General features: G+C 33.2%; 18 protein-coding genes. 9 read left to right on the top strand and 9 right to left on the bottom strand.

Features of this window, described 5'->3' with window-relative positions; all coding sequences use genetic code 11:
• Positions 1–17 precede the first annotated feature (17 nt).
• Positions 18–173: a YqaE/Pmp3 family membrane protein gene (locus ES724_RS02925; protein WP_026838447.1), complete on the bottom strand. Its 156-nt coding sequence runs from the start codon at positions 171–173 to the stop codon at positions 18–20.
• Between the two features lie 157 nt (positions 174–330).
• Here ES724_RS02925 and ES724_RS02920 point away from each other — a divergent pair, with 157 nt between their 5' ends.
• Positions 331–1,440 carry a DEAD/DEAH box helicase gene (locus tag ES724_RS02920; protein WP_146929346.1) on the top strand — a complete coding sequence of 370 codons (1,110 nt, stop codon included), beginning with the start codon at positions 331–333 and terminating at the stop codon, positions 1,438–1,440.
• Positions 1,441–1,445: 5 nt separating this feature from the next.
• Here the strand turns inward: ES724_RS02920 and ES724_RS02915 are convergent, their stop codons facing one another.
• The 4 genes from ES724_RS02915 to ES724_RS02900 all read right to left on the bottom strand — a co-directional run bounded on the left by ES724_RS02915 (position 1,446) and on the right by ES724_RS02900 (position 4,408).
• A complete protein-coding gene (locus tag ES724_RS02915) occupies positions 1,446–2,225 on the bottom strand; it encodes a DUF1206 domain-containing protein (protein ID WP_146929343.1) in 780 nt (259 codons plus the stop codon).
• 148 nt (positions 2,226–2,373) lie between these two features.
• Positions 2,374–3,141, bottom strand: coding sequence for a DUF1206 domain-containing protein (locus tag ES724_RS02910; protein WP_146929340.1), 768 nt, complete (start codon positions 3,139–3,141; stop codon positions 2,374–2,376).
• An 88-nt stretch (positions 3,142–3,229) separates the two neighbouring features.
• Positions 3,230–3,847 (bottom strand): YqaA family protein, encoded by a 618-nt coding sequence (locus ES724_RS02905; RefSeq protein ID WP_146929338.1) that lies wholly within the window; start codon positions 3,845–3,847, stop codon positions 3,230–3,232.
• 186 nt (positions 3,848–4,033) lie between these two features.
• Positions 4,034–4,408, bottom strand: a complete 375-nt coding sequence (locus tag ES724_RS02900) for a hypothetical protein (RefSeq protein ID WP_146929335.1) — start codon at positions 4,406–4,408, stop codon at positions 4,034–4,036.
• Between the two features lie 272 nt (positions 4,409–4,680).
• Here ES724_RS02900 and ES724_RS02895 point away from each other — a divergent pair, with 272 nt between their 5' ends.
• The 6 genes from ES724_RS02895 to cysM all read left to right on the top strand — a co-directional run bounded on the left by ES724_RS02895 (position 4,681) and on the right by cysM (position 12,545).
• The gene (locus ES724_RS02895; protein ID WP_146929332.1) at positions 4,681–5,400 is read left to right on the top strand and encodes an SDR family oxidoreductase; all 720 of its coding nucleotides are present in this window, start codon (positions 4,681–4,683) and stop codon (positions 5,398–5,400) included.
• Between the two features lie 911 nt (positions 5,401–6,311).
• Complete coding sequence (locus ES724_RS02890; RefSeq protein ID WP_146929329.1) at positions 6,312–7,064, top strand: SDR family oxidoreductase; 753 nt, start codon at positions 6,312–6,314, stop codon at positions 7,062–7,064.
• Between the two features lie 190 nt (positions 7,065–7,254).
• On the top strand, positions 7,255–7,659 hold the full coding sequence (locus tag ES724_RS02885; RefSeq protein WP_146929326.1) for a hypothetical protein: 405 nt from the start codon (positions 7,255–7,257) through the stop codon (positions 7,657–7,659).
• 416 nt (positions 7,660–8,075) lie between these two features.
• Positions 8,076–10,325 carry an FUSC family protein gene (locus tag ES724_RS02880; protein WP_246136810.1) on the top strand — a complete coding sequence of 750 codons (2,250 nt, stop codon included), beginning with the start codon at positions 8,076–8,078 and terminating at the stop codon, positions 10,323–10,325.
• A gap of 548 nt (positions 10,326–10,873) precedes the next feature.
• A complete protein-coding gene (locus tag ES724_RS02875) occupies positions 10,874–11,668 on the top strand; it encodes a serine O-acetyltransferase (protein ID WP_146929323.1) in 795 nt (264 codons plus the stop codon).
• Positions 11,661–12,545: a cysteine synthase CysM gene (gene cysM / locus ES724_RS02870; protein ID WP_146929320.1), complete on the top strand. Its 885-nt coding sequence runs from the start codon at positions 11,661–11,663 to the stop codon at positions 12,543–12,545. Before ES724_RS02875 ends, cysM begins: the two co-directional genes overlap by 8 nt.
• 72 nt (positions 12,546–12,617) lie before the next feature.
• Here cysM and ES724_RS02865 read toward each other — a convergent pair whose 3' ends face one another.
• The gene (locus ES724_RS02865; RefSeq protein WP_146929317.1) at positions 12,618–13,187 is read right to left on the bottom strand and encodes a hypothetical protein; all 570 of its coding nucleotides are present in this window, start codon (positions 13,185–13,187) and stop codon (positions 12,618–12,620) included.
• Between the two features lie 1,101 nt (positions 13,188–14,288).
• Positions 14,289–16,664, bottom strand: a complete 2,376-nt coding sequence (locus ES724_RS02860; protein ID WP_146929314.1) for a hypothetical protein — start codon at positions 16,662–16,664, stop codon at positions 14,289–14,291.
• A gap of 17 nt (positions 16,665–16,681) precedes the next feature.
• On the opposite strand from ES724_RS02860, the gene ES724_RS16875 reads away from it, so the two are divergent.
• Positions 16,682–16,816, top strand: a complete 135-nt coding sequence (locus ES724_RS16875; protein ID WP_262712791.1) for a hypothetical protein — start codon at positions 16,682–16,684, stop codon at positions 16,814–16,816.
• A 745-nt stretch (positions 16,817–17,561) separates the two neighbouring features.
• On the opposite strand, the gene ES724_RS02855 is transcribed toward ES724_RS16875, so the two are convergent.
• Positions 17,562–18,116 (bottom strand): hypothetical protein, encoded by a 555-nt coding sequence (locus tag ES724_RS02855; RefSeq protein WP_146929311.1) that lies wholly within the window; start codon positions 18,114–18,116, stop codon positions 17,562–17,564.
• A gap of 120 nt (positions 18,117–18,236) precedes the next feature.
• Positions 18,237–18,956 (bottom strand): Crp/Fnr family transcriptional regulator, encoded by a 720-nt coding sequence (locus tag ES724_RS02850; RefSeq protein WP_146929308.1) that lies wholly within the window; start codon positions 18,954–18,956, stop codon positions 18,237–18,239.
• A 247-nt stretch (positions 18,957–19,203) separates the two neighbouring features.
• Between ES724_RS02850 and ES724_RS02845 the strand changes: the two genes are divergently transcribed.
• Complete coding sequence (locus ES724_RS02845) at positions 19,204–20,718, top strand: DEAD/DEAH box helicase (RefSeq protein WP_026838459.1); 1,515 nt, start codon at positions 19,204–19,206, stop codon at positions 20,716–20,718.
• Positions 20,719–20,816: the final 98 nt, after the last annotated feature.

Genomic DNA, 20,816 nt, shown 5'->3' with positions numbered 1-20,816 from the left:
GTGGCTTTTTTGTTTTTCTATTTACCATTTACATAAAAGGCATGAATAACTCCTGGTATCCAACCTAAAGCAGTAAGTAGTAGACTAATTAAAAAAGTAACTCCTAGACCGTGTTTTAAGAAAACGGCTAATGGTGGTAATAGTATATTTAAAATAATAGTAATTAAAGACATAATATATGTTTTTTGATTTAAATCGAAATTAACTAATCTCTTATAAAGACTACTATTTATGAATTTGGTTTAGCTATAAATTAACTAATTATAACTTAAGCTTAAGAATACTTAATCTGAATTAGAAAAGGTATCTTTGCAAATTCAAATAAGAATTATGAGTTTTACTGCAATTGGTGTATCCAAAGATATTGATAAGGGATTAAATGAATTAGGGATAATTACACCTACTAAAATCCAAATGGCTGCAATTCCTGTATTATCTGTAGAGAATATAGATTTTGTAGGTCAGGCACAAACAGGAACAGGTAAAACTGCTGCATTTGGTTTACCATTGTTGGCAAGAGTAGATACCAGTAAAGATTATATTCAGGCACTTGTTTTAGCACCTACCAGAGAATTAGGACAGCAAATTGCAAAACAGCTATTTAAATTCACTAAATATTCTGAACAGGTTTTTACTGAAGCGGTATATGGTGGTGAAAAGATAGATATTCAAATAAACAGATTAAATAGACCAACCCATATAGTAGTTGCCACTCCGGGGAGACTTATAGATCTTATGAATCGAAAGGCTTTGGATATTTCTAAAATAAGCACTTTAGTTCTAGATGAAGCAGATGAAATGCTGAGTATGGGGTTTAAGGATGATCTTACTAAGATTTTAAGTAAAACAAAAGGGGATCGAAATGTTTGGTTATTTTCTGCTACTATCCCAAAAGAATTAAATGAAATTATAGAAAACTATGTGTCCAAGGATGCATTAAGAATTTCAATAGATAAAAATGATTCTGTTAATACAGGAATTGTACACCAGTATGTTTCTGGAGATGATAATAATAAATTAGATACGTTGGCTTCTTTCCTTAAATCTCAAGGAAAACAAAGAGGTATAATTTTCACAAAAACTAAAGTAGCCGCCAAGGTACTTGCAAAGCAGCTTCATGCTAAGAATCATGAAGTTGGTTTATTGGAAGGAGATATGCATCAAAAAGACAGGGATAAGGTAATGCGTGCTTTTAAAAATAAAAGTTTACGATTATTGGTTTCTACGGATGTTGCAGCCAGAGGTATAGATGTAGACAATTTAGCTTTTGTAGTTCATTATCAATTACCAGATCAAACCGAATATTACACGCATAGAAGTGGTAGAACTGCCCGTGCAGGTAATACCGGGGTTTCTTTAGTATTAGTCAATCCCAAAGAAGCCAGAAAAATATTTGAACTGGAAAAGGAACTTGGTATTAAATTCACCAAAATAAAATAAGAAGATTAATTGAACCGTCTATATTTTGCTAGCATAAAGGTAAATATGGCGTAAGCTATTAATCCTGCAGCAACAATCCCTAATAACCAAGAGCCATACGAGGAATCTTCTAGAAAGGAGAATACATCTGTAGTAGTTTTTATTTTATCTGGATCGGAGGATATTGCCGCTTTAACACTAAAGAAACCGATTATAAGGAATATAACTCCCCGAGAAGCTAATCCTAAATATGCGGAATTATAAATAGTTTTTCTACGTTTTTCTTCACTTAGAGCCTTGGAACTAAAGTACTTTTCAAATTTATCTTTATTAACCTTTGTAAATTGATATATACCGATTCCAATTAAAATCACACCAACAATCCCTAATGCAATCAATCCGAAATCCGATGCTAGGAGGCTGGTCTTCTTACCAGAACCTCCGGAACCTGAAGATGATCCAAATCCACTTATTAGGGCTAAAACCCCAAAACCTAGATACAACAAACCGCTAATAAAAAATCCTGCTCGTTTGATCTTCCCTTTTTTCTGATTTCCAATATTTTCAGGATCCTTAATGCTTTGGAATATGCGCCAAAATGAATAGCATAATAATCCTAATCCAATGATTATTAAAAGTATATTTCCAAAGGTCTGTTTTTCTAAAAAATCCAATACCTGTAATTTTCCTGATTTTTGACCGCCCATATCAATCGCTGCTAAAAAAGTTAACACCCCAATTATGGCATAAATGATTCCTTTTGCAACAAGCCCGGTTCGAGCTATTTTTTTGATATTATTATTCATGATATTTTTAGTTGGTGCTTAAATATATCAGAAAATATAGAATGCTCGAGGACCTTTATAATATAATTATGATTTTAAAGAAATTGTGTGGTAGACTATAGGTTCTATCCTTAGGAATTAATTATAAGGTGCTAGAGTATTTCAAATCCTAGAAGCTGCGATATTTAGCAGAAAGAAACATATAAATTGCATAGCAAATAAAACCAAGGGCTACTACTCCTAATAGAAAAGACCCCCAAAAGGAGGTTTCGATAAAAGAGAATACATCTGAGGTGTTTTTAATTTCATTAAGATTGGCAGTAATAGCACCTTTTAAGGCAAAATAACCAATAATTAAAAAAATCACTGCCCTTGCAGACATTCCCATGTAGGCAGAGTTCTTTATAATTTTTCTTTTCTTCTCGTCTGTCATAGATTCCAGGTCGAATTTTCTATTGAAATTTGTCTTGAATAATCTAGTGATCTGATAGACTCCTCTCCCAACGAATATTAAGCCGACCCCAGCCAAAACCCATAAGCCAGCTTCTGTAGTTAATATACTGGAATGCTTCATCTCAGAATTTTCTGTAGATCCACCCGCTATTAAAACCGAAAGTCCAGCTAAACTTACATAGGTGATTCCACTTATAAATAAAGCGAAACGTTGACCTTTATTCTTACTTTTACCATGCCTTTTTTGAGGGTCTAAAAAGGCTTGTGCAAATCTCCAAATAGCATAGCAGATAAGGCCAAATGACAATAAGATTAATAAAGTACTACCTAATTCCTGTTTTTTAATAAAACCCAAAGCTTCTTCTTTCCCTGCTTTTTGTCCGCCTAATTTTATAGCAGCCATAAAAGTGAGAATACCTGTTATTAAATAGATTAGCCCTTTAGCAATGTACCCAGTTCTAGCAATATTTTTTAAAGCACTCATCAAATTTAAAATGAATTAAAGATCATAATTTCGAGAAAAGGAAATTCAGATTAATTTAAGAAGAAATCAAATTACGAACACATAAATTTTAAACCATTTCGAAGATCACTAAAGCATATGCATAGAATCTTACAAATCTTAATAAACCGTACATAAGAAAGCTCAAAAAAGGGAATCGGATAATTCCTGCAGCAATACTTGTCATTGCGAAAGGTATAGGAAGTAAGGCTCCAACAATTATTAAAAAACCACCCCATTTCCGGGTGTTTTTAATGTGTTTTGCCATATTGGTTTTGATCTGTTTATGTACCACTGGAATTTTAGTGATTCCAACACCAATAAAATAAGAAACAATCCCACCCATATATGATGCCGCTGCCAATAAAGATAAATAGAAAATAGGGAATTCAGACTTTCCTGCCCAAGCAATAAATAACTCTGGAGGGATAATTCCAAGTAAAGATTCTGAAGCAAAGAATACGCCAAGAATACCAATTGGAGAATATGTTTCTGTAACTGTAACTAGTAATTTATCAAGATCAAGGACAAAATAATCCACGGCAAAAATAGCTGCGATAAAAAGGAGTATTGGGATAATGGCCTTTTTTACACTTTTGGCTACAAACCTATAAAAACCGGTATAACTATAATACTGATGAAGTAAACGCGCTCGCGATTTCTTTTTAGATTTCGCTTCCTTTTTCATTCATTGTTAATTTAATTAGGATATTAAAATGCTATTATAAAAACAGTTTAATCCCTCATTGAGGGTTTAATTCCCCGAGGCTTGCCTCGAATTTTTAGAAGTATTTTCCTCCCGAACCATCGGGACATACCTCGTCGGCTTGCACTGAGGCTCTTGATTTACTTTTATAATAGCACTCAAATTCAATTAATTATCTTCAGCAAATTCAGCTAAGGCACTACTGTATTCACGTAGATCGCTCACATTATTTTTTATTGAAGTGTCATGCATCAAGGATAAAAGATAATCTAAACTTTCTTGTGGGGAAGATTCAATAGCTGTAGCCTGATCTTCATTCTCCTCTAATGGTTCATCATCAGGAATAGGAATTTCAAAAGAATTTGTAGCTTCAAGATGTTCAAAGGCTAAACGGATCACTTTTGCTAAAAGAGGGTTTTCTTCTTCAATGGCAAAAGGTCTTAATTGTTTTAGATCCTCTACAAGTGTATTAATAACTAATCCGTTACGCATTAAATCGCGTTGAATTTTATCTATTAGTTTTTGAGCTTTTGGATTTTTCAACTTATATAAATTTTGTGTTATTGTCAAATTCTAAGACCCTATATCAGCTTATTCTAAAGGCTTTTTTGGGTTGATCGCAAAGTTACTGCTTTAAAGTTTTTTTGAAACCATTTTGGCTAATATTTATAAAAGATTTTACGAGGTTATTTAAAGTGTTCATTCATAGATAGCTCGCTTTATTTCTATTAATAATTAACAATTATTTAGTCTATGATATTTTTAGTAGCAATCTATGTTTAGTAGTTTTAAACTTATTCTAAAAAACACTGAAAATGGAAAATGATAAACAGAAAGTAGCATTAATAACAGGAGGAAGTAAAGGAATAGGTTTTGGAGTAGCAGAAGCTTTATTAAAACTTGGAATGAGGGTAGCTATTACGAGTAGAAAATTGGATTCCGCAGAGAAGGCGGCTACAGAGTTGAAAAAAACAGGAAGTGGAGAGGTCTTAGCTTTAGAAGCAGATGTTAGAGAATACAAAAGTCAAGAAAAGGCAGTTAAGAAAGTGATTGATACTTGGGGCCAACTTGATGTGTTGGTAGCAAATGCAGGTGTAGGTCATTTTGCTCCCATAGAGGAGTTGAGTATAGAAGATTGGCAAGCAACCATAGATACCAACTTAACAGGTGTGTTTTATAGCATAAAGTCTAGTATAGAAGGTTTAAAAAAATCTGAAGGATATATTATTACCATTTCAAGTCTGGCAGGCACAAATTTCTTCGCTGGAGGAACTGCGTATAATGCAAGTAAATTTGGGGTAACAGGATTTACTCAAGCCGCCATGTTAGATCTAAGAAAACACGGAATTAAAGTTAGTACCATAATGCCGGGATCTGTAGCAACTCATTTTAATGATCATGAGCCAAGTAAAGAAGATGCGTGGAAAATTCAAAAAGAGGATATTGGAGAGCTGGTTGTAGATTTATTAAAAATGAATCCTAGAAGTTTACCTAGTAAAATTGAAGTACGCCCATCGATGCCCCCAAAATCTTAGTTTTAAAATATTCTGAATTGGGATAAAAACAATTCACAAATAGAAAATTTAAAGAATACCTGCCGAATTTATTTAGCAGGTATTTTTTTATTGTATATCCGTTTATTGTCCTAAAAGTATCTCGTCACCCTGAGACCCTATTCAAAAACTTTGAAAAACGGCGATATTGACGTTCCAAAGCAGCGCTTTGAAATCTTTTTCCGCAGTATAAGTTTTGTTTTGCGTTAAAAAATCTTGAAGCCTTGGCAAATGCTTAAACGAGTTACTATTGACGTAATTCCAAGAATATGGAATGCACTCCCTCTCGAAAGATTTTGGGAATTAAATAAAGATTTGTTTAATTTTTAAGATTGTTCATTTTTTTGTTTGTCCAAAAAAACGAACCAAAAAAAGGACACTTTTTTGTAGGTGTTTCCAAATACGCTAACGCATAATTGGAACCGTACTTCCACGGCTAAATTTTCTCCAAGGCTTCGAAAATTTTACGCCGTGGAAGTACTACACTTGCAAAAAAGAAGTTCTTAAGAACATAAATCTACTAAAAACCATAATACGTCAAAAACCTACGCTAGATAAACTTTTTTATCACGGGTCTCAGCATGGCGGAAGTGAAAATCAGTATCGTCACCCTGAACTTGTTTCAGGGTCTCTTATTCGGAGTAATTTTCAAAATACGTCAATGGTAATTTATTTCAGGGTTTCTGTTGATTATATTTATATACAGTATTATGAGATTCTGAAACTCCCGAAGTATCGAGAAAGAATGACGTCTTTTGTCAGTTTAGGATACTTTACGGACAAATACTTTTTTTTAAGCTTTAGATCATATAGTTAAAGATAAGCTAAACCTTCAAATGGATTACTTATTAGCTCCTCCCTTTTTGTAACTTATTGAATAAAAAAAAATAATTATGAGTATTAAAGGAAAAACAATTATTATTACGGGAGCCTCAAGCGGAATAGGGGAAGCAACGGCGTTGAAACTTTCTAAAGAAGGAGCAAATGTAGTATTAACAGCGCGTAGGGAAGACAAATTAAAAGAACTAAAAAAGAAAATAGAAGCTAAGAAGGATCATGGAAAAGCATTAGTAATAACGGCTGATGTCACAAAAAAGCAAGATTATAAAAAGATAATTGAAGGCACTTTGAAAGAATTTAAAAGCATAGATGTGATTATTAATAATGCAGGCTTAATGCCATTATCGTATATAAAAAATTTACATACAGATGAATGGGATAAGATGATCGATGTAAACATTAAAGGTGTTCTAAATGGTGTAGCAGCTGTATTGCCAAGCATGATGGAACAAAAAAGTGGACATATTATTAATATTTCCTCAAGTGCAGCTAGAAAATATTACCCAGGAGGTGCGGTTTATTGCGCAACCAAATCTGCAGTAAAAATGTTTTCTGAAGGATTACGTCAAGAATTAGCTCCAACTTATGGAATTAAGGTGACTTCCATAGAACCAGGATTTGTTTCAACAGAACTTACAGAAACAATTACCGATGAAGAAATCAAAAAAGAGCTTATGCCAATGGTTAAGGATCTTACTACTTTAGAAGCGGAGGATATTGCAGAGGCTATTTATTATGCGTTGTCTCAGCCTGATAGAGCTAATATAAATGATGTTTATATTATGCCAACCGAGCAAAAAGAGTAACAAATACTTAAATTCAAAAATTAAAGATGCTGTGCGATTAATAGTTCTCACAGCATTTTTTTGTTTGATCATTTTATTGAATAAGCACTGATTTTTTAATCTCAAAATAGTTGAATTTATTTGGTTTTATTTTGAGGATAATTCGTTGATATTTAGTAATTTAAATAAGCCTTAATTTAAATGTTACATTATGAAAATAAAGCTACTATTTTTGTCCTCGCTCTTTTTGATGGCAAGTTTTTGCGAGAGAAATGACCTTCCCAAGGATAAGGTTTCTGTTGAAAATGAAACATTTATTTATCTTTATTTTAAAACTGAGCAGGATTGTTTAGATGCACAAACAACAGATTTTTTTATTAACTGCCACTCCGAAATAAAATTCTTGGAAAATGGTTTAGCAGAAATAACTCTTACAGATATTATTTGGCGTGGAGAATATACTGTTAAGAAGAAAAATATCATTGTGACTTTTGAGGATAATCTTGAAGTGCCTGAAGGAACCTTAGTCTTTCAGATCATAAATAAATCCAAAATAAAAAGATTAGATGATGATACAATATGGAAAAAAATGACAGGAGATTCTATTTGGGATTGAGTAAAATTTAAAATTTCAATTAGTATTTAAAATGAATTTCAATTGTTCTTATAAAATTATCAAATAATAGTTTCAACTTCGTTTACATATTAGTATTGTCTGGGAAAAAAAATCAGGATTTCGGTGAGGCTAGAAGTAACGCGGATTAAGACTGTTTTCAATGTTTAGGAGCTTGCTATTGGAATACAGAATTATTTTTCCTTTTTGAAAAATCTATACAGATTAAAATATTGATTTTCAATTAGTTGGAATAAAGTCTTGCGTCTTGAATCTAGCAGCGCAGAGATCTTATATCTTTTGTCGGACGACAATGTTTACATATTTATAAAATGGAGTTTTTTCAGAAAAGTTTAACGCTCTCCATAGCTTTTGCCGTTACCTTTGTATTTCAAAATTTTAACTAGAATTTGAATTATTTGAAGATTAATTTTAAAGAATCCTATAAGGAGTCTATTCTTTTCTTAAAAAGCACCGACTTTACCAAGGCTATAATTCTTGCTTTGGGAATTGTTGTTCCTATTGGCATTGGTATTTATGTGGGTTATTTTGAAATTGGTCTTGCCTTGGCTCTAGGAGCCTTATTAAGTTCTCCAAGTGATGTTACAGGAAGTTTTCGAAATAGAAATTTCGGAATTCTCTTATCCGCAGTGTTTGCGGTAATTGCTAGTTTAATTGGGGGGCTTTTAGATCCATTAGATTGGATTACAATTCCAATTTTAGGCGTGATCATGTTCGCGTTCTCTTATTTTGCGGTCTATGGGTTTAGAGCCTCGCTGATAAGTTTTTCAGGATTATTTGCTCTTGTACTTAGTTTTGCAAATATTTCCAATGTGCTAGAATTTTATGAGCGAGCACTTTTCATAGGTTTAGGTGGAATTTGGTATTTGTTTTTAACAGTATTTTATCATAAGATTAATCCAAAGGCAGAAACTGAACAATTTCTATCGCAAGGTTTAGAGCTTACATCAAAATATCTGGAAATTCGAGGAAAATTATGGGATTCTAATTCCAATAGAGAGGAACTACAAAAAAGAATCTTGGAGCTTCAAGCAGATCTGAATGTGAATCATGAAAAATTGAGGGAGATCCTAATTACTTCTCGAAAATCATCTGGAAGCTCAAATTTTGAACGTAAGCGTTTACTGATCTTTATTCAGCTTATAGATATTTTAGAATTAGCGATGGCTAATCCTGTAGATTATGAAAAGATGGATGAGATCCTTTCTAAGCATCCAGAAAAAAGGCAATTATTTCAAACTTTGACTTTTGAAATGGCTTCAAGAATGAAGCATATTTCGGACTTCTTATTACAATCCAAAAAATTAAATAACACTAATTTACTTGAAGAATATCTTCATAAAATAAAAGAACATATAGAAGAGGTTTCAGCTTCAGAAGAAATTGGAGCTTTAGAAAGCTCAATTTTGCTTAAAAATTTATACGGTTATCAATGTAAACAAGTAGAAAAGATCGTTAAGGTAGAACGTGTCTTAAGTAATAAGGATTTTAAGGATTTAAGCTTTGTAAAAAGTGTAGATGCTCAACGCTTTATATCCCATCAGGAATATGACCTCAATATACTGAGTGAAAATTTTAGTTTAAAGTCAGCAATTTTCAAACATTCATTAAGGCTTGCCCTTGTTGTAATGGTTGGTTTCACTATTGGGGCCTATTTTTCTTTACAAAATGCCTATTGGATACTGCTTACAATTATAGTTATAATGCGTCCTAATTACGGGCTTACTAAAGAACGATCTAAACAGCGTATTTTAGGGACATTAATTGGTGGGGCAATTGCAACAGGTATTGTATTATTAATTCAGGACACTAAAGTATATGCTGTTTTGGGAATATTGAGTTTGATAATAGCCTTTTCAATGGTTCAAAGGAATTATAAGACTTCTGCAACCTTTATAACATTAAGTGTGGTTTTTATTTATGCACTTTTAAAACCAGATGTACTTAATGTTATTCAGTATAGAATAATAGATACTATAATAGGAGCTGGTTTGGCGGCGATAGGAAATGCAATACTTTGGCCTTCTTGGGAGTATTTCAGCATTAATTCAGTTATTGGGGAAAGTTTAAAAGCAAATAAAGAATATCTGTTTTCTATACAAAAGTATTATCAAGAGAAAGGATCGGTTCCCACGTCTTATAAATTGTCTAGAAAGAGAGCTTTTTTAGCTAGTGGAAATTTAAGTACTGCCTTCCAAAGGATGACTCAAGAACCAAAATCCAAACAAATGCATTTGGATAAATTTTATGAAGTAGTGGTTTTAAATCATACATTTCTTTCCTCTCTTGCCTCTATGGGTACCTATATTCAAAACCATCCAACTACGAAGGCTTCCACTTATTTTAATGATTATATAGAAGGAATATCACATAATTTAAATATTGCAAATGGTCTTATTACTGAAAAGGGATATGCTGAAACTTTAGATTCTGCCAATAGAATTGAAGCACAGCATTATTTTGATCATCGCTTTGAATCATTGAATAGCACTTCTGAAGATACAGATGGCAATAATAAATTAAAGTATATTAGTAATACAGAGCAGTTACAAGAGGCTCAATTAATTACCTCTCAATTAAAATGGTTATATTCCTTAAGCGAAAAGATAATTAAAAGGGTCTCAATAATTGAGTTAGCAAAAGAATAGAAATATAGTTTGAGCCGTCATTGAGGGTTAATTTCCCGTATTGATAACAATCGGGATAACTAGAATTTTGAAATGTATTTTCCTCCCAAGCCATTAGGACATAACTCTAGGATTTGCCTTGAGGCTCTTGATTCAATATAATGCCCAAAACAAAAAGCCACCTGCTTAAAGTGGCTTCCAAAATTAATTAGAATCTTTCATCTAATTAATGCTTAGGCTGTTGTGTTTTCTTCTGATCCTGTTTTTTTGGTTCAGATTTTTTTTGATCTTGTTTTGCTGGTCCCTTTTGAGGATTTTGTGATTGTGCCATGATTATATATTTAGTATGATTAATACACTAATTTACAGAAATTTAAGCGACAGTGTTTTTCCCTTAATATATTTTTAACGTGTATAAAAAGTTAAATTTCCGGGTTATTATTTTAAGAGTTTCCCTTAACATAGATCTATAATTCTTCATTAATAAATCCATAACTTTGGTATTAATCGGCACAAATAATAATGCCTTTCTATAAAGCATTATTCTTACTATTCAGGATTTAAAAATTATGAAGAGAGAGACTATTATTGAAAAAATTCAGGAACAAAAGCAATTTCCACATTTGAAGTATGCTATTCGTGAAAAATCTGAAGCATTCACCCATAAATTATTCTATACTTTATTTGATGAAGCAACCCCGGTGGAAAAGAATATAAACCAGCTTGAACTAGATTTTCAAGAATTGGTAGATCTTGTTTGTTGGGAACCGGGAAAACCTTGCAAAGAAATATGGCAGTCCTATTTAGAGAAATTACCAGAGATCTTGGAGAAATTAAATAAGGATGCAAATGCAATTATGAGAAATGACCCTGCAGCGAATTCTATTGAGGAGGTTTATCTGGCTTACCCAGGATTCTTTGCAATCGCTATTTATAGGCTAAGTCATGAGCTCAATAAATTCGGATTACCTCTGGTTCCACGACTAATGTCTGAATGCGCACATAGACAAACTGGAACAGACATTAATCCCGGAGCTCATATAGGAGTTCCTTTTTTTATAGATCATGCAACAGGAGTTGTTATTGGCGAGACTACTATTATTAAGAATAACGTAAAAATATATCAAGGGGTAACTTTAGGTGCGCTCTCTGTTCACAGAGATCTTAGAAATATAAAGAGACATCCTACAATTGAAGAAAATGTGACCATCTATGCAAACGCAACAATTTTAGGAGGAGAAACGGTAATTGGAGCAAATAGTATTATTGGAGGAAATGTTTGGTTAACAGCTTCAGTACCTTCAAATTCTATGGTATCTCATAATCCTCAAATCAAAATTAAAAATTCAGTAAAAAATGAATAATTCAATATTAGGTTTAATTGGTAATACGCCATTGGTTAAGTCGGAAACCTTAATCAAAAACCCTAAGGTTAGTCTTTTTTTAAAATTGGAAGGGCAAAACCCAGGAGGTAGTGTGAAGGACCGTGCTGCGTATAATATGATAAAAAGTGCTTTGGAGCGGGGAGACATCAACAAAGAGTCTAAGCTTATTGAGGCTACAAGTGGGAATACTGGAATCGCTCTAGCAATGATAGCTGGAATCTTTAAACTTGACATAGAACTGGTAATGCCAGAGAACTCTACGATTGAGCGGGTACAAACGATGAGAGCCTATGGCGCAAAAGTTACTTTAACTGATGCAGATGGAGGTATAGAAAATGCCAGAGATTATGCAGAAGAGAAATCGAAGACCGGTGATTATTATATGATTAATCAATTCGCTAATAACGACAATTGGAAAGCACATTATAAAACCACAGGGCCTGAAATTTGGAGAGATACCAATAATGAAGTAACTCACTTTGTTTCTTCAATGGGAACCACAGGAACTATTATGGGTACTTCAACTTTTTTGAAAGAGCAAAATGATGGTATTCAAATAGTGGGTGTACAGCCCACGGATAATTCTAGAATTCCCGGGATAAGAAAATGGCCTAAAGAATATTTACCAAAAATATTTAATCCCAAAAAAGTAGACAGGGTTATAGAGGTGAGTGATGTTGAAGCAAAAATAATGACCCAACGACTGGCTAAAGATGAAGGGATATTTGCAGGAATGAGTAGTGGAGGTTCTGCTAGTGCAGCGGTAAGATTGTGTGAAGAATTAGAAGAAGGAGTTGTAGTAAGTATTGTTTGTGACCGTGGAGATCGCTATTTATCATCAGATCTATTTATGTAAAAAATCAAGGAACTTGATGGTTTATCAAGTTCCTTGAATCCTCTTGTCATTTCTATAAAAGAATCCCGTTTTTTAAATATTTAGCTTAACACTAGCTAAACCTGCATCTGATGTAGAACCTGGAACAACTTTTATGTTTTTTAATTTGTTATTATTTGCAAGTTTAATTTTATAGAATTCTTTATCAATTCTATCAAATCTTCCACTGGCAACATATTTATTACTCACCATGGTCCATCCTTGATTCTGTGTATAAACTTGTCTTCTTATATCTAATGGTAAGGTTTTGTTACTAAACTTTTGATAGGTGTTTACTAACTCACCCTCAATATTATAAGTAGCCTCTAAATAGCCTTTTTTACTTTTGAAGGTCACTAAAAACTCATAAAAATCATCTGAACCTTCAAGGGATGACAATAAGCCTTTAAAATCAAAATTTTGTTTCATGAACTGAATTGGATTTTTTGAAAATTCTCCGTTATATTTTTCTTTAACTGTAAAACTTAGAGAATTTAAATCAGAATCTACAACAATAGCATCGGGATTATAGCTTATACGCGCTTCACCCAATTGGATCACTTCTTGTGCCTGCATTGCACCCATACTTAAAAGCAGAATTACAAATAAAAGCATTGTTTTCATGATAATATATTTAAGTTATTTATACTATAAAGATATTGTGAGGGTTTTTTATTTACTAGCACATAAGTAGCATTCAATTTTTTTCTTTTCTAATTGTCTTGTTTTGTTGCAGTGAGTAGTTTTCAAATAAATCAGGTTAGGTGGTTTCCGCTATGCTGAAACCAGTGATAAAAATTTATCTAGTCTAGGAAATTGAGGTGTTTTATTGAATTTCTGACTGAAGGTAGCAATACTAATATTGAAGCCAAGGATTCACGAATATTTTCAAGGATATTTTTAATATTTAATTTGTGAATTAGTGGCCATTTATTGCTGAGGTATACTTGTTAAATATTACCAATTTTAGAAAAACAGGTAAATACTAACTTTTTTCAGCATCTCATTTATTTTGAGATGAGACCCTGAAATTATTCTGATAGTCATTGGAACATTGGAACGCAGCTATTTCAAAAAGGTTAATTGATTATTGGACTTAAAATAGATATATAATATTTTTTACGTTATTTTATATAATGGCTTTGGAAATTTGTCTTCTTTTTTGCTTGACTTGAACTAACAATCGTATTTCGATCATAGATATTTGTAGCAGGCTAGTACCTCCCGAAATCATTATTTGAGGTATGGGATGGATCATTGTTCACTTGAGTTTTATATCAAATAATAAATATTGATACATCTGCCTTGGGGACTTTGGAGGAAGATCTGCCATTTGTTACCATTATCTGTATCGGGATTATAGCTCCAGAAATCTGAAAACACTGTCACCTTAACTAACCAATGGCGTAAATAGATCTTCCAAATCTTCGATATATATTATTTTGAATCGAAAACACCTCAGATGCTACGCTATAAAAAACCGGATAATTTTTTTTAGGCTGAAAGGGTTTTAAGATTTTTTCAGAAAAGCCTTTTTTCTAAGTGGTATTAGCAAACTTCGCAATTTATATTTTACGTTCATTATGGCTTATTATGTTGGAGTAATTCAATCTTGCATGTTAATAATAAAATCGGGCTTTAAATGAGAAGGACTTTGTAAATTGATTGTGTTGAAGCCTCAATAACAAAGTCTTTTTAGTCTTTATTCAATTAAAAAACGAGTAATTAATTTACGGTAATATTGCGTTCCTCAGAAATTAATGTCCCGTCTGCGGCGAAACCCTCTATACGAACTCTTAGATCCTCCTGCCCCAATTTTGGAGCCTGGAATTCAATTTTTCCCTCGTCGTTAGTTAGCACAGTTGGAATCCAATGTACAAGTCCGAAATTTTTAAACCCCCGATCACTAGTACTATAATAAAAGCTGTTTTCAAATGGTTTTTGTATAGCAAATCCGTTCACTACCTGGAAGGGAACCACCCCATCTTTTGCAGCCGTTACATATCCGGCCTTGGTATATATTTTTACGATCCCAATATTATTTCGAACGGAAGCAACAATTGCCTGGGCATTGATATAGACTTCGGCTACCTCGTACATGCGCATCACCGAAAGAATACTGAGATCAAACAGCTGTATATTATTAAGGTAAACTATTGGGGTGACCCTTGCCGAACTGATTGTGCTGGATTGCCTACTGAAGATAGACACTCTACCTTGACTGTTTTCAACCGTAAAAGTACTGTTAGCCTCAATAAATTGGAGTACATCTCTGTACATGGACTCATCTCGTTCACTCACTTTAAATGCCGTAAGGTTTCTATTCCCTGAATCATTTTGATGTTCAAATTGTTCTACCTTTCGACCCTGCAGTTCTACTTCATCCAATTGCACAAATTCTTCAGCAAAAGCAGGAAGCGCGAAGGTTTTTTTCTCTACTAACTCATTGCAGCTAACCAATTTGGGCTGGAAGGCATGGACGTATTTTCCCTTTCCGTTTATAACTTCTGGAAAGACGCTGGTTTTTACAAGCATGTTTCTCTTGTCATAGACCCCTAAATTAATCCAAGAAGAATCTGCCAGAATAAGATTGTCAAAATAAAATTCGCGGTTTTTGTTCGCTTTGGTAGCTTCATCAATATCTGAAGTAACAGAAAATAACTGAATACGGTGATCTTCAAAATTCTTAAGTGTTGGATTCAGACTACCTTTAATTTGAACCCCCAAGTCAAATTTATAAGTATCTACGGGCGCATTGGTCATAATGTTTTTCCAGGTATATTTCCCCGATTTTTGATTCAGCAGAAAAAGGTCCAGCTCATAATGCTCAGCTTTTGTCGGATTGCTGAACACATAATTATTATGCCATACTTTTTCATTGACGTAGGGATGTAGCAAGAAGGAGCTAAAAATACCACTGCTCTCCCTAGACGCTATAGATTCCCCGGGCAAGACCGAAATGCTCAAATTCATATTATTTCCAGGTGCCCCGGAAATAGTGACAGAATCTTTGGCGTGTTTGGTCACCTTTAATGCTGCCTCAGTATTTTGCTCAATGGGTTGAAAAATCAGTCTTTCTGCCAGTTGATTCAGTTTCCCGTCTACCAGCCGAAGGGTGTTAACGCCTTCAGAGAGTTCAGCATTAGAAAAGACGAGCTGCTGTTTTAAAGTTTCAGGATCCAGTTTTACATCAAAAATTGCGCTATTGTCATCTTGATGTACCACTAGATAAATATCCTCCCCATTGAGAGTGCGCATAGTTTCTTTATTGCTGCTCAAATTTACTAGGGTCTTACCTGGCAAAGAATAATTGTTCACATCCAGTGCAAATCCGCGGGTCTGTGCCTTGGGAAGTGGTTTTTCAAAGCCCTTCCCATCAAAATTATAACGTAGGATATATTGCTCCTCTCCCCAGGGAAGATCAAATTTTCCATAACCCGACTTATCGATAAAAACTTTTTTAACCTGTTCTCCTTTGGAATTAAATATTCCGGCTTCGGTAACACTTGTCACCTGGTTGTTGCAATCCTGAATTCTTATTCCCAGCACACTGCTAGTTCCCTGCACAAGTTGTCCACCTTCAGGGTGAAATGCTACCACGGGAGAACCTGCAGGCGTATCTACACCGGCAAATTCTGAATCTTTTTTGTTGAGGATTTGTATTTTCTGAATAAATGCTTCACTTTCAGCAAAATTATTCATCCAGTTGGTGTAAACCTGTATATAATAGGTGCCCGATTTCAACGATGAATCGGCCTCAAAATTTCCTGAAAAGGATCCATTTTGTGCATATACCAATTGATCTTTGATTTTTGTTCCATTTTCCCCAATAAGACTTAAAAATACATTGGTAGTAACTTTAAATGGGGTTTTGGTTTTCCTGTTGTACACGTAACCCTTGAACCAGATATCTTCAGAGGTAAAGAAAACATCCTTGTTGAATTGCACATGAATGTTTTCCCTATCCATAAGAAAGTAGTTGTTGATATTGTTGGAAATCAATTCTTTGGAAGTTTTGTTTGCCTGAGAAAAGGAGGGCATGCTAGCCATTAAAAAGGCGGATAATAGAAAGCCGTAAAAGACAGAATTCTTTAATTTCATTATTTTAATATAATATCATGAATAAATATAAATTTTCTGTAGGGATCGTGGACGAATCTACAAAAAAACATACCATTTTAAGGATATTTTATGATAAAAGCGAGTTAAGGTCTAGTACACAGATGGTAAGTAGTGTAAATTTAAAAGATTAAATGTGTGACTGCGAGAGTAATGCAATTCAAATCCAAATACGGCTAGAACCAGTATACTATTGTTAAGCAATTTAAAAATAGGATAAACCCAGTTTTATGAGAGGTCTCGGTTCCGCAGCTACCTTAAAAAGGTGTCGGAAAATAAATATCATTATGAAACGTAATTATCTTTCTCATAGGAAAAACGAAAATTCATTTAAATAATGTAGCCTCAAACAGCATCCAATTTTTGACAATTCAGTATCTGAATCAGAAGACAAAGACACCGCGCTTCCATTTTGTTTATTGTGTGGGTATATAGATAGTATTATGGAAATATCCACTTTTTAAAAGAACAAAATAATACTATTCAAATAGTAGGTTTAAATCCTACAGACAATTCTAGAATCCCGGGGATAAGTAAATGGCTAAGGGAATATCTTCCGAAGAATTTCGATCCTAAAAAAGGTAAATCGTATCCCGGTGGTTGGAGATTTGGAGGCCATAGTCAGGGGATAAAGAGTGCTAAAGGATAAAGGTGTTTTTGCTGATAAGTAGTGGTGGTGGTGTAATTGAAGCTGTTAGAATTTGTGAAGAAGTGGAAGAGGTAATTATGTTTGCAATCCTAGAGATAGGTATTTGTCTACAGTTCTGTTTTTATAAAAACATCAAGGAACTTGACGGTTTATCAAGTTCCTTGAGTCTTACATATTATAAAATTTATATTTATAAAAGGGCATCATTTTTCTAGCTAATTGAAAACAAACTAGTTACTAGCAACTCCTAAGATTGTAATACCAGGTACTATTTTTACTCTACGAGATTTGTTTCCATTTTCAAGTTTAATCTTGTAAATTTCTTTGTCAATTCTATCGCTATTACCGCTGGCTATATATTTATTTCCAGCCATAGTCCAACCTTTATTTTCTAAATAAAGCTGGTTTCTTAAAACAATAGGCAAGGCCTTGTCCACAAATCTTTGGTGAGTTCCTTTCAACTCTCCCTCGCTTGTATAAACAGCTTCTAAATAACCTTTAGCACTTTTAAAAGTAACTATAAATTCATCAAAATCATCTCTGTTTTCAACCGAAGTTAATAAACCTTTAAAATCAAAATTTTGTTTCATAAACTGAATAGGATTCTTAGAAAATTCTCCTATGTAGTTTTCTTTAACAGTAAAACCGACAGAATATAAATCGGAATTTACTACTATAGCATTGGGATTATAGCTTATACGCGCTTCACCCAATTGGATCACTTCTTGTGCCTGCATTGCACCCATACTTAATAGCAGAAATACAAATAAAAGCATAGTTTTCATAATATAAATATTTAAATTAATACTATATCAAAGGTAAAGGAGATAAAGCCATTCTACTATGTCCTAAGTAGCACAATCTTATTTTATAATTGTCTATAAATGAATTTTAAGCTGATAAAATTAATAAGGATTATACTTTTTCTTGTCTGCCATTATTCTAATAAGTGTTTTTAAATCTTTTATCTCCATTTTTTTTCTAGAGATCTTAAGTGATCCATTTTCTTTGAGCTCTTGAAGGTGCCTATTTACTACCGCTCTTGTAGATCCTATTAGATTAGCAATTTCCTTATTTGGAAGATCATTGATCAACTCCAGGTTTTGCGATTCTTCATTTACGTTTCTAAGTAAAAGATTAAGTAATCGGGTTGAAATATCGGCAAAGGTGATATCGGAAACAAAATTTTCTAAGAGTCTTAAATGCCTACCCGCATAAGGCAGGATTTGTTTATAGTTTTCAGGATTTTCATCCAACCATTTTCGAAGATCTTCCATAGGTGCGCAAATAACCTTTGCTTTGTCTAAACACTCATAATATACCGTATGTTTATTACCATCCAGAAGGCAAAAGAGGTCAAAAATATCACATTTGGTGAGTAAGAATAAGGTAATTTCTTTACCATTCCAATCATCTACCTGATACATTTTAATCCTTCCTGAGAGTATAATATAAAAGTGATAGGATAATTTTTCAGCACTAAGAATACATGTGTTTTTTGGCCAAGTCTCCTTATGGAAGAGCGACAGAAAAGAATCAATTGAATCTGGATGCATATTCTTTATTAATGCACAATCCTTCAATTTTTCTCTGTAATCTGCCAATCTTTTTTCTTTCCTTTCCATAATTTTAATTGTTAATTACATCAGGGGAAAGGGGAGTGAAGGCATTATCCAAGTGGATATTTAAGTGAGAATGAGATTATCCATGGGGAGTGGATATCTTTAAAATATCCTTGGTTTTCAAAATCTTATCAAAAATAATGAATATTTGCATTTTCAGGAAGTAAAAAAGATAAAACTTAAATATGCCTAAACATTTTAGTATAACCTAAAAATCTGCTATTTTTGCAAACTTGCTGAAATCAAAAATATGGCTGTTGAAACGTTTGGACTTGAAGAAAAAAAGAATGATAAAGTACTTTATGACTACCAACAGGTAGATATAGATAAGATTTTTAATGTAATAGATACCCATCCTAATCATTATAATTTATTATACCAACTCCCAACCGGCGGTGGGAAAACGGTTATATTTTCTTCTATTGTTAGAGAGTTTATCCAACGTACTAATAAAAAAGTCTTGATTCTAACTCATAGAATTGAGTTGTGCAAGCAGACCTCTAAAATGCTTTCGGAGTTTGGGGTGCTAAATAAAATAATTAACAGTAAAGTAAAAGAACTTCCAGATCAAGAAGATTATATGTGCTTTGTGGCTATGGTAGAAACACTAAATAACAGGCTACATGATGAAAAATTGGAAATTCAGGACATAGGATTGGTTATTATAGATGAAGCGCATTACAATTCATTTAGAAAATTATTTAAATTTTTTGAAAAGTGTTTTATTCTAGGAGTGACAGCCACTCCTTTAAGCTCTAACATTAAACTTCCTATGAAGGATAATTATAGAGAACTTATTGTAGGAGATTCTATTGGCTCATTAATAGGAAAAGGTTTTTTGGCTAAAGCAAAGGTATTTAGTTACGATGTAGGTTTGCAGTCACTTAAAGTAGGGATCAACGGAGATTATACAGTTAAATCTTCTGAAGAGCTTTACTCCAATATGAGCATGCAGGAAAAACTCTTGAATGCCTATTTGGATAAATCCAGAAATAAAAAGACTCTTATTTTTAATAATGGGATCAATACCTCTAAAGAAGTATATGAAACTTTTAGAAATGCTGGGTTTCCTATAAGACATCTTGACAACACTACGAGCAAGCAGGACAGGAAGGATATCTTAAAATGGTTTAAACATACTCCAGAGGCCATTGTAACTTCAGTTAGTATCCTAACTACAGGATTTGATGAACCTTCCGTAGAAACCATTATTTTAAACAGAGCAACAAAGTCGCTAACCCTTTACTTTCAAATGATAGGACGTGGTTCTAGAATTTTGAAAAATAAATCTGAATTCAATGTAATAGATCTTGGTAATAATGTAGTAAGATTTGGACATTGGAGTGCACCAGTAGACTGGAAACAGCTTTTTAGATCTCCAGATTTTTATTTTGAGAATTTACTAAGCGATGAAGAAATTGAGCGTGAATTTAAATATGTAATGCCTCCTGAAATGAGAGAGCAATTTCAGCAATCTGAAATTGTAGATTTTGATGTGGAAGCTGCATATGATGTTGTAATTCGAAAAGGTCTTAGGTCTAAAGCTGTTTTGGAATGGTCTATGGATCAACATGTGAAAATGTGCGTAGAGAATAGCGAGGATGTTTTTGATGCACGAATTCTTGCAAAAGAATTAAAGGACGATATTTCTTCTAGAATAAAACAATATTCCTATTGTATTAGTAAAAGCACGAAAAATTATAGGGACTGGTTAGAAGAAGATTATGCAAGAAAATTGCGTCAACAAATAAATTCGGAATTCTAAGATTAAAAAAAGTAATTTGAATTCATAAAAAACACCCCTAAAATTGACGTCAATTTTATGGGTGTTTTTTATGGCTATTTTGAACTACAACTTATAAG

This window comes from Gillisia hiemivivida (genome assembly GCF_007997295.1).
In the GTDB taxonomy this organism is placed as follows: domain Bacteria; phylum Bacteroidota; class Bacteroidia; order Flavobacteriales; family Flavobacteriaceae; genus Gillisia; species Gillisia hiemivivida.
This window is presented reverse-complemented; position numbering and strand designations above follow the sequence as displayed.

What these genes read in the sequence shown, in the direction of transcription:
- ES724_RS02895 (WP_146929332.1), top strand. Translation starts at nt 4,681, where the DNA reads ATGGAAAATGATAAACAGAAAGTAGCATTAATAACAGGAGGAAGTAAA.
- ES724_RS02915 (WP_146929343.1), bottom strand. Translation starts at nt 2,225, where the DNA reads ATGAATAATAATATCAAAAAAATAGCTCGAACCGGGCTTGTTGCAAAA.
- ES724_RS02890 (WP_146929329.1), top strand. Translation starts at nt 6,312, where the DNA reads ATGAGTATTAAAGGAAAAACAATTATTATTACGGGAGCCTCAAGCGGA.
- cysM (WP_146929320.1), top strand. Translation starts at nt 11,661, where the DNA reads ATGAATAATTCAATATTAGGTTTAATTGGTAATACGCCATTGGTTAAG.
- ES724_RS16875 (WP_262712791.1), top strand. Translation starts at nt 16,682, where the DNA reads ATGAATAAATATAAATTTTCTGTAGGGATCGTGGACGAATCTACAAAA.
- ES724_RS02910 (WP_146929340.1), bottom strand. Translation starts at nt 3,141, where the DNA reads ATGAGTGCTTTAAAAAATATTGCTAGAACTGGGTACATTGCTAAAGGG.
- ES724_RS02905 (WP_146929338.1), bottom strand. Translation starts at nt 3,847, where the DNA reads ATGAAAAAGGAAGCGAAATCTAAAAAGAAATCGCGAGCGCGTTTACTT.
- ES724_RS02920 (WP_146929346.1), top strand. Translation starts at nt 331, where the DNA reads ATGAGTTTTACTGCAATTGGTGTATCCAAAGATATTGATAAGGGATTA.
- ES724_RS02860 (WP_146929314.1), bottom strand. Translation starts at nt 16,664, where the DNA reads ATGAAATTAAAGAATTCTGTCTTTTACGGCTTTCTATTATCCGCCTTT.
- ES724_RS02885 (WP_146929326.1), top strand. Translation starts at nt 7,255, where the DNA reads ATGAAAATAAAGCTACTATTTTTGTCCTCGCTCTTTTTGATGGCAAGT.
- ES724_RS02855 (WP_146929311.1), bottom strand. Translation starts at nt 18,116, where the DNA reads ATGAAAACTATGCTTTTATTTGTATTTCTGCTATTAAGTATGGGTGCA.
- ES724_RS02845 (WP_026838459.1), top strand. Translation starts at nt 19,204, where the DNA reads ATGGCTGTTGAAACGTTTGGACTTGAAGAAAAAAAGAATGATAAAGTA.
- ES724_RS02850 (WP_146929308.1), bottom strand. Translation starts at nt 18,956, where the DNA reads ATGGAAAGGAAAGAAAAAAGATTGGCAGATTACAGAGAAAAATTGAAG.
- ES724_RS02925 (WP_026838447.1), bottom strand. Translation starts at nt 173, where the DNA reads ATGTCTTTAATTACTATTATTTTAAATATACTATTACCACCATTAGCC.
- ES724_RS02875 (WP_146929323.1), top strand. Translation starts at nt 10,874, where the DNA reads ATGAAGAGAGAGACTATTATTGAAAAAATTCAGGAACAAAAGCAATTT.
- ES724_RS02865 (WP_146929317.1), bottom strand. Translation starts at nt 13,187, where the DNA reads ATGAAAACAATGCTTTTATTTGTAATTCTGCTTTTAAGTATGGGTGCA.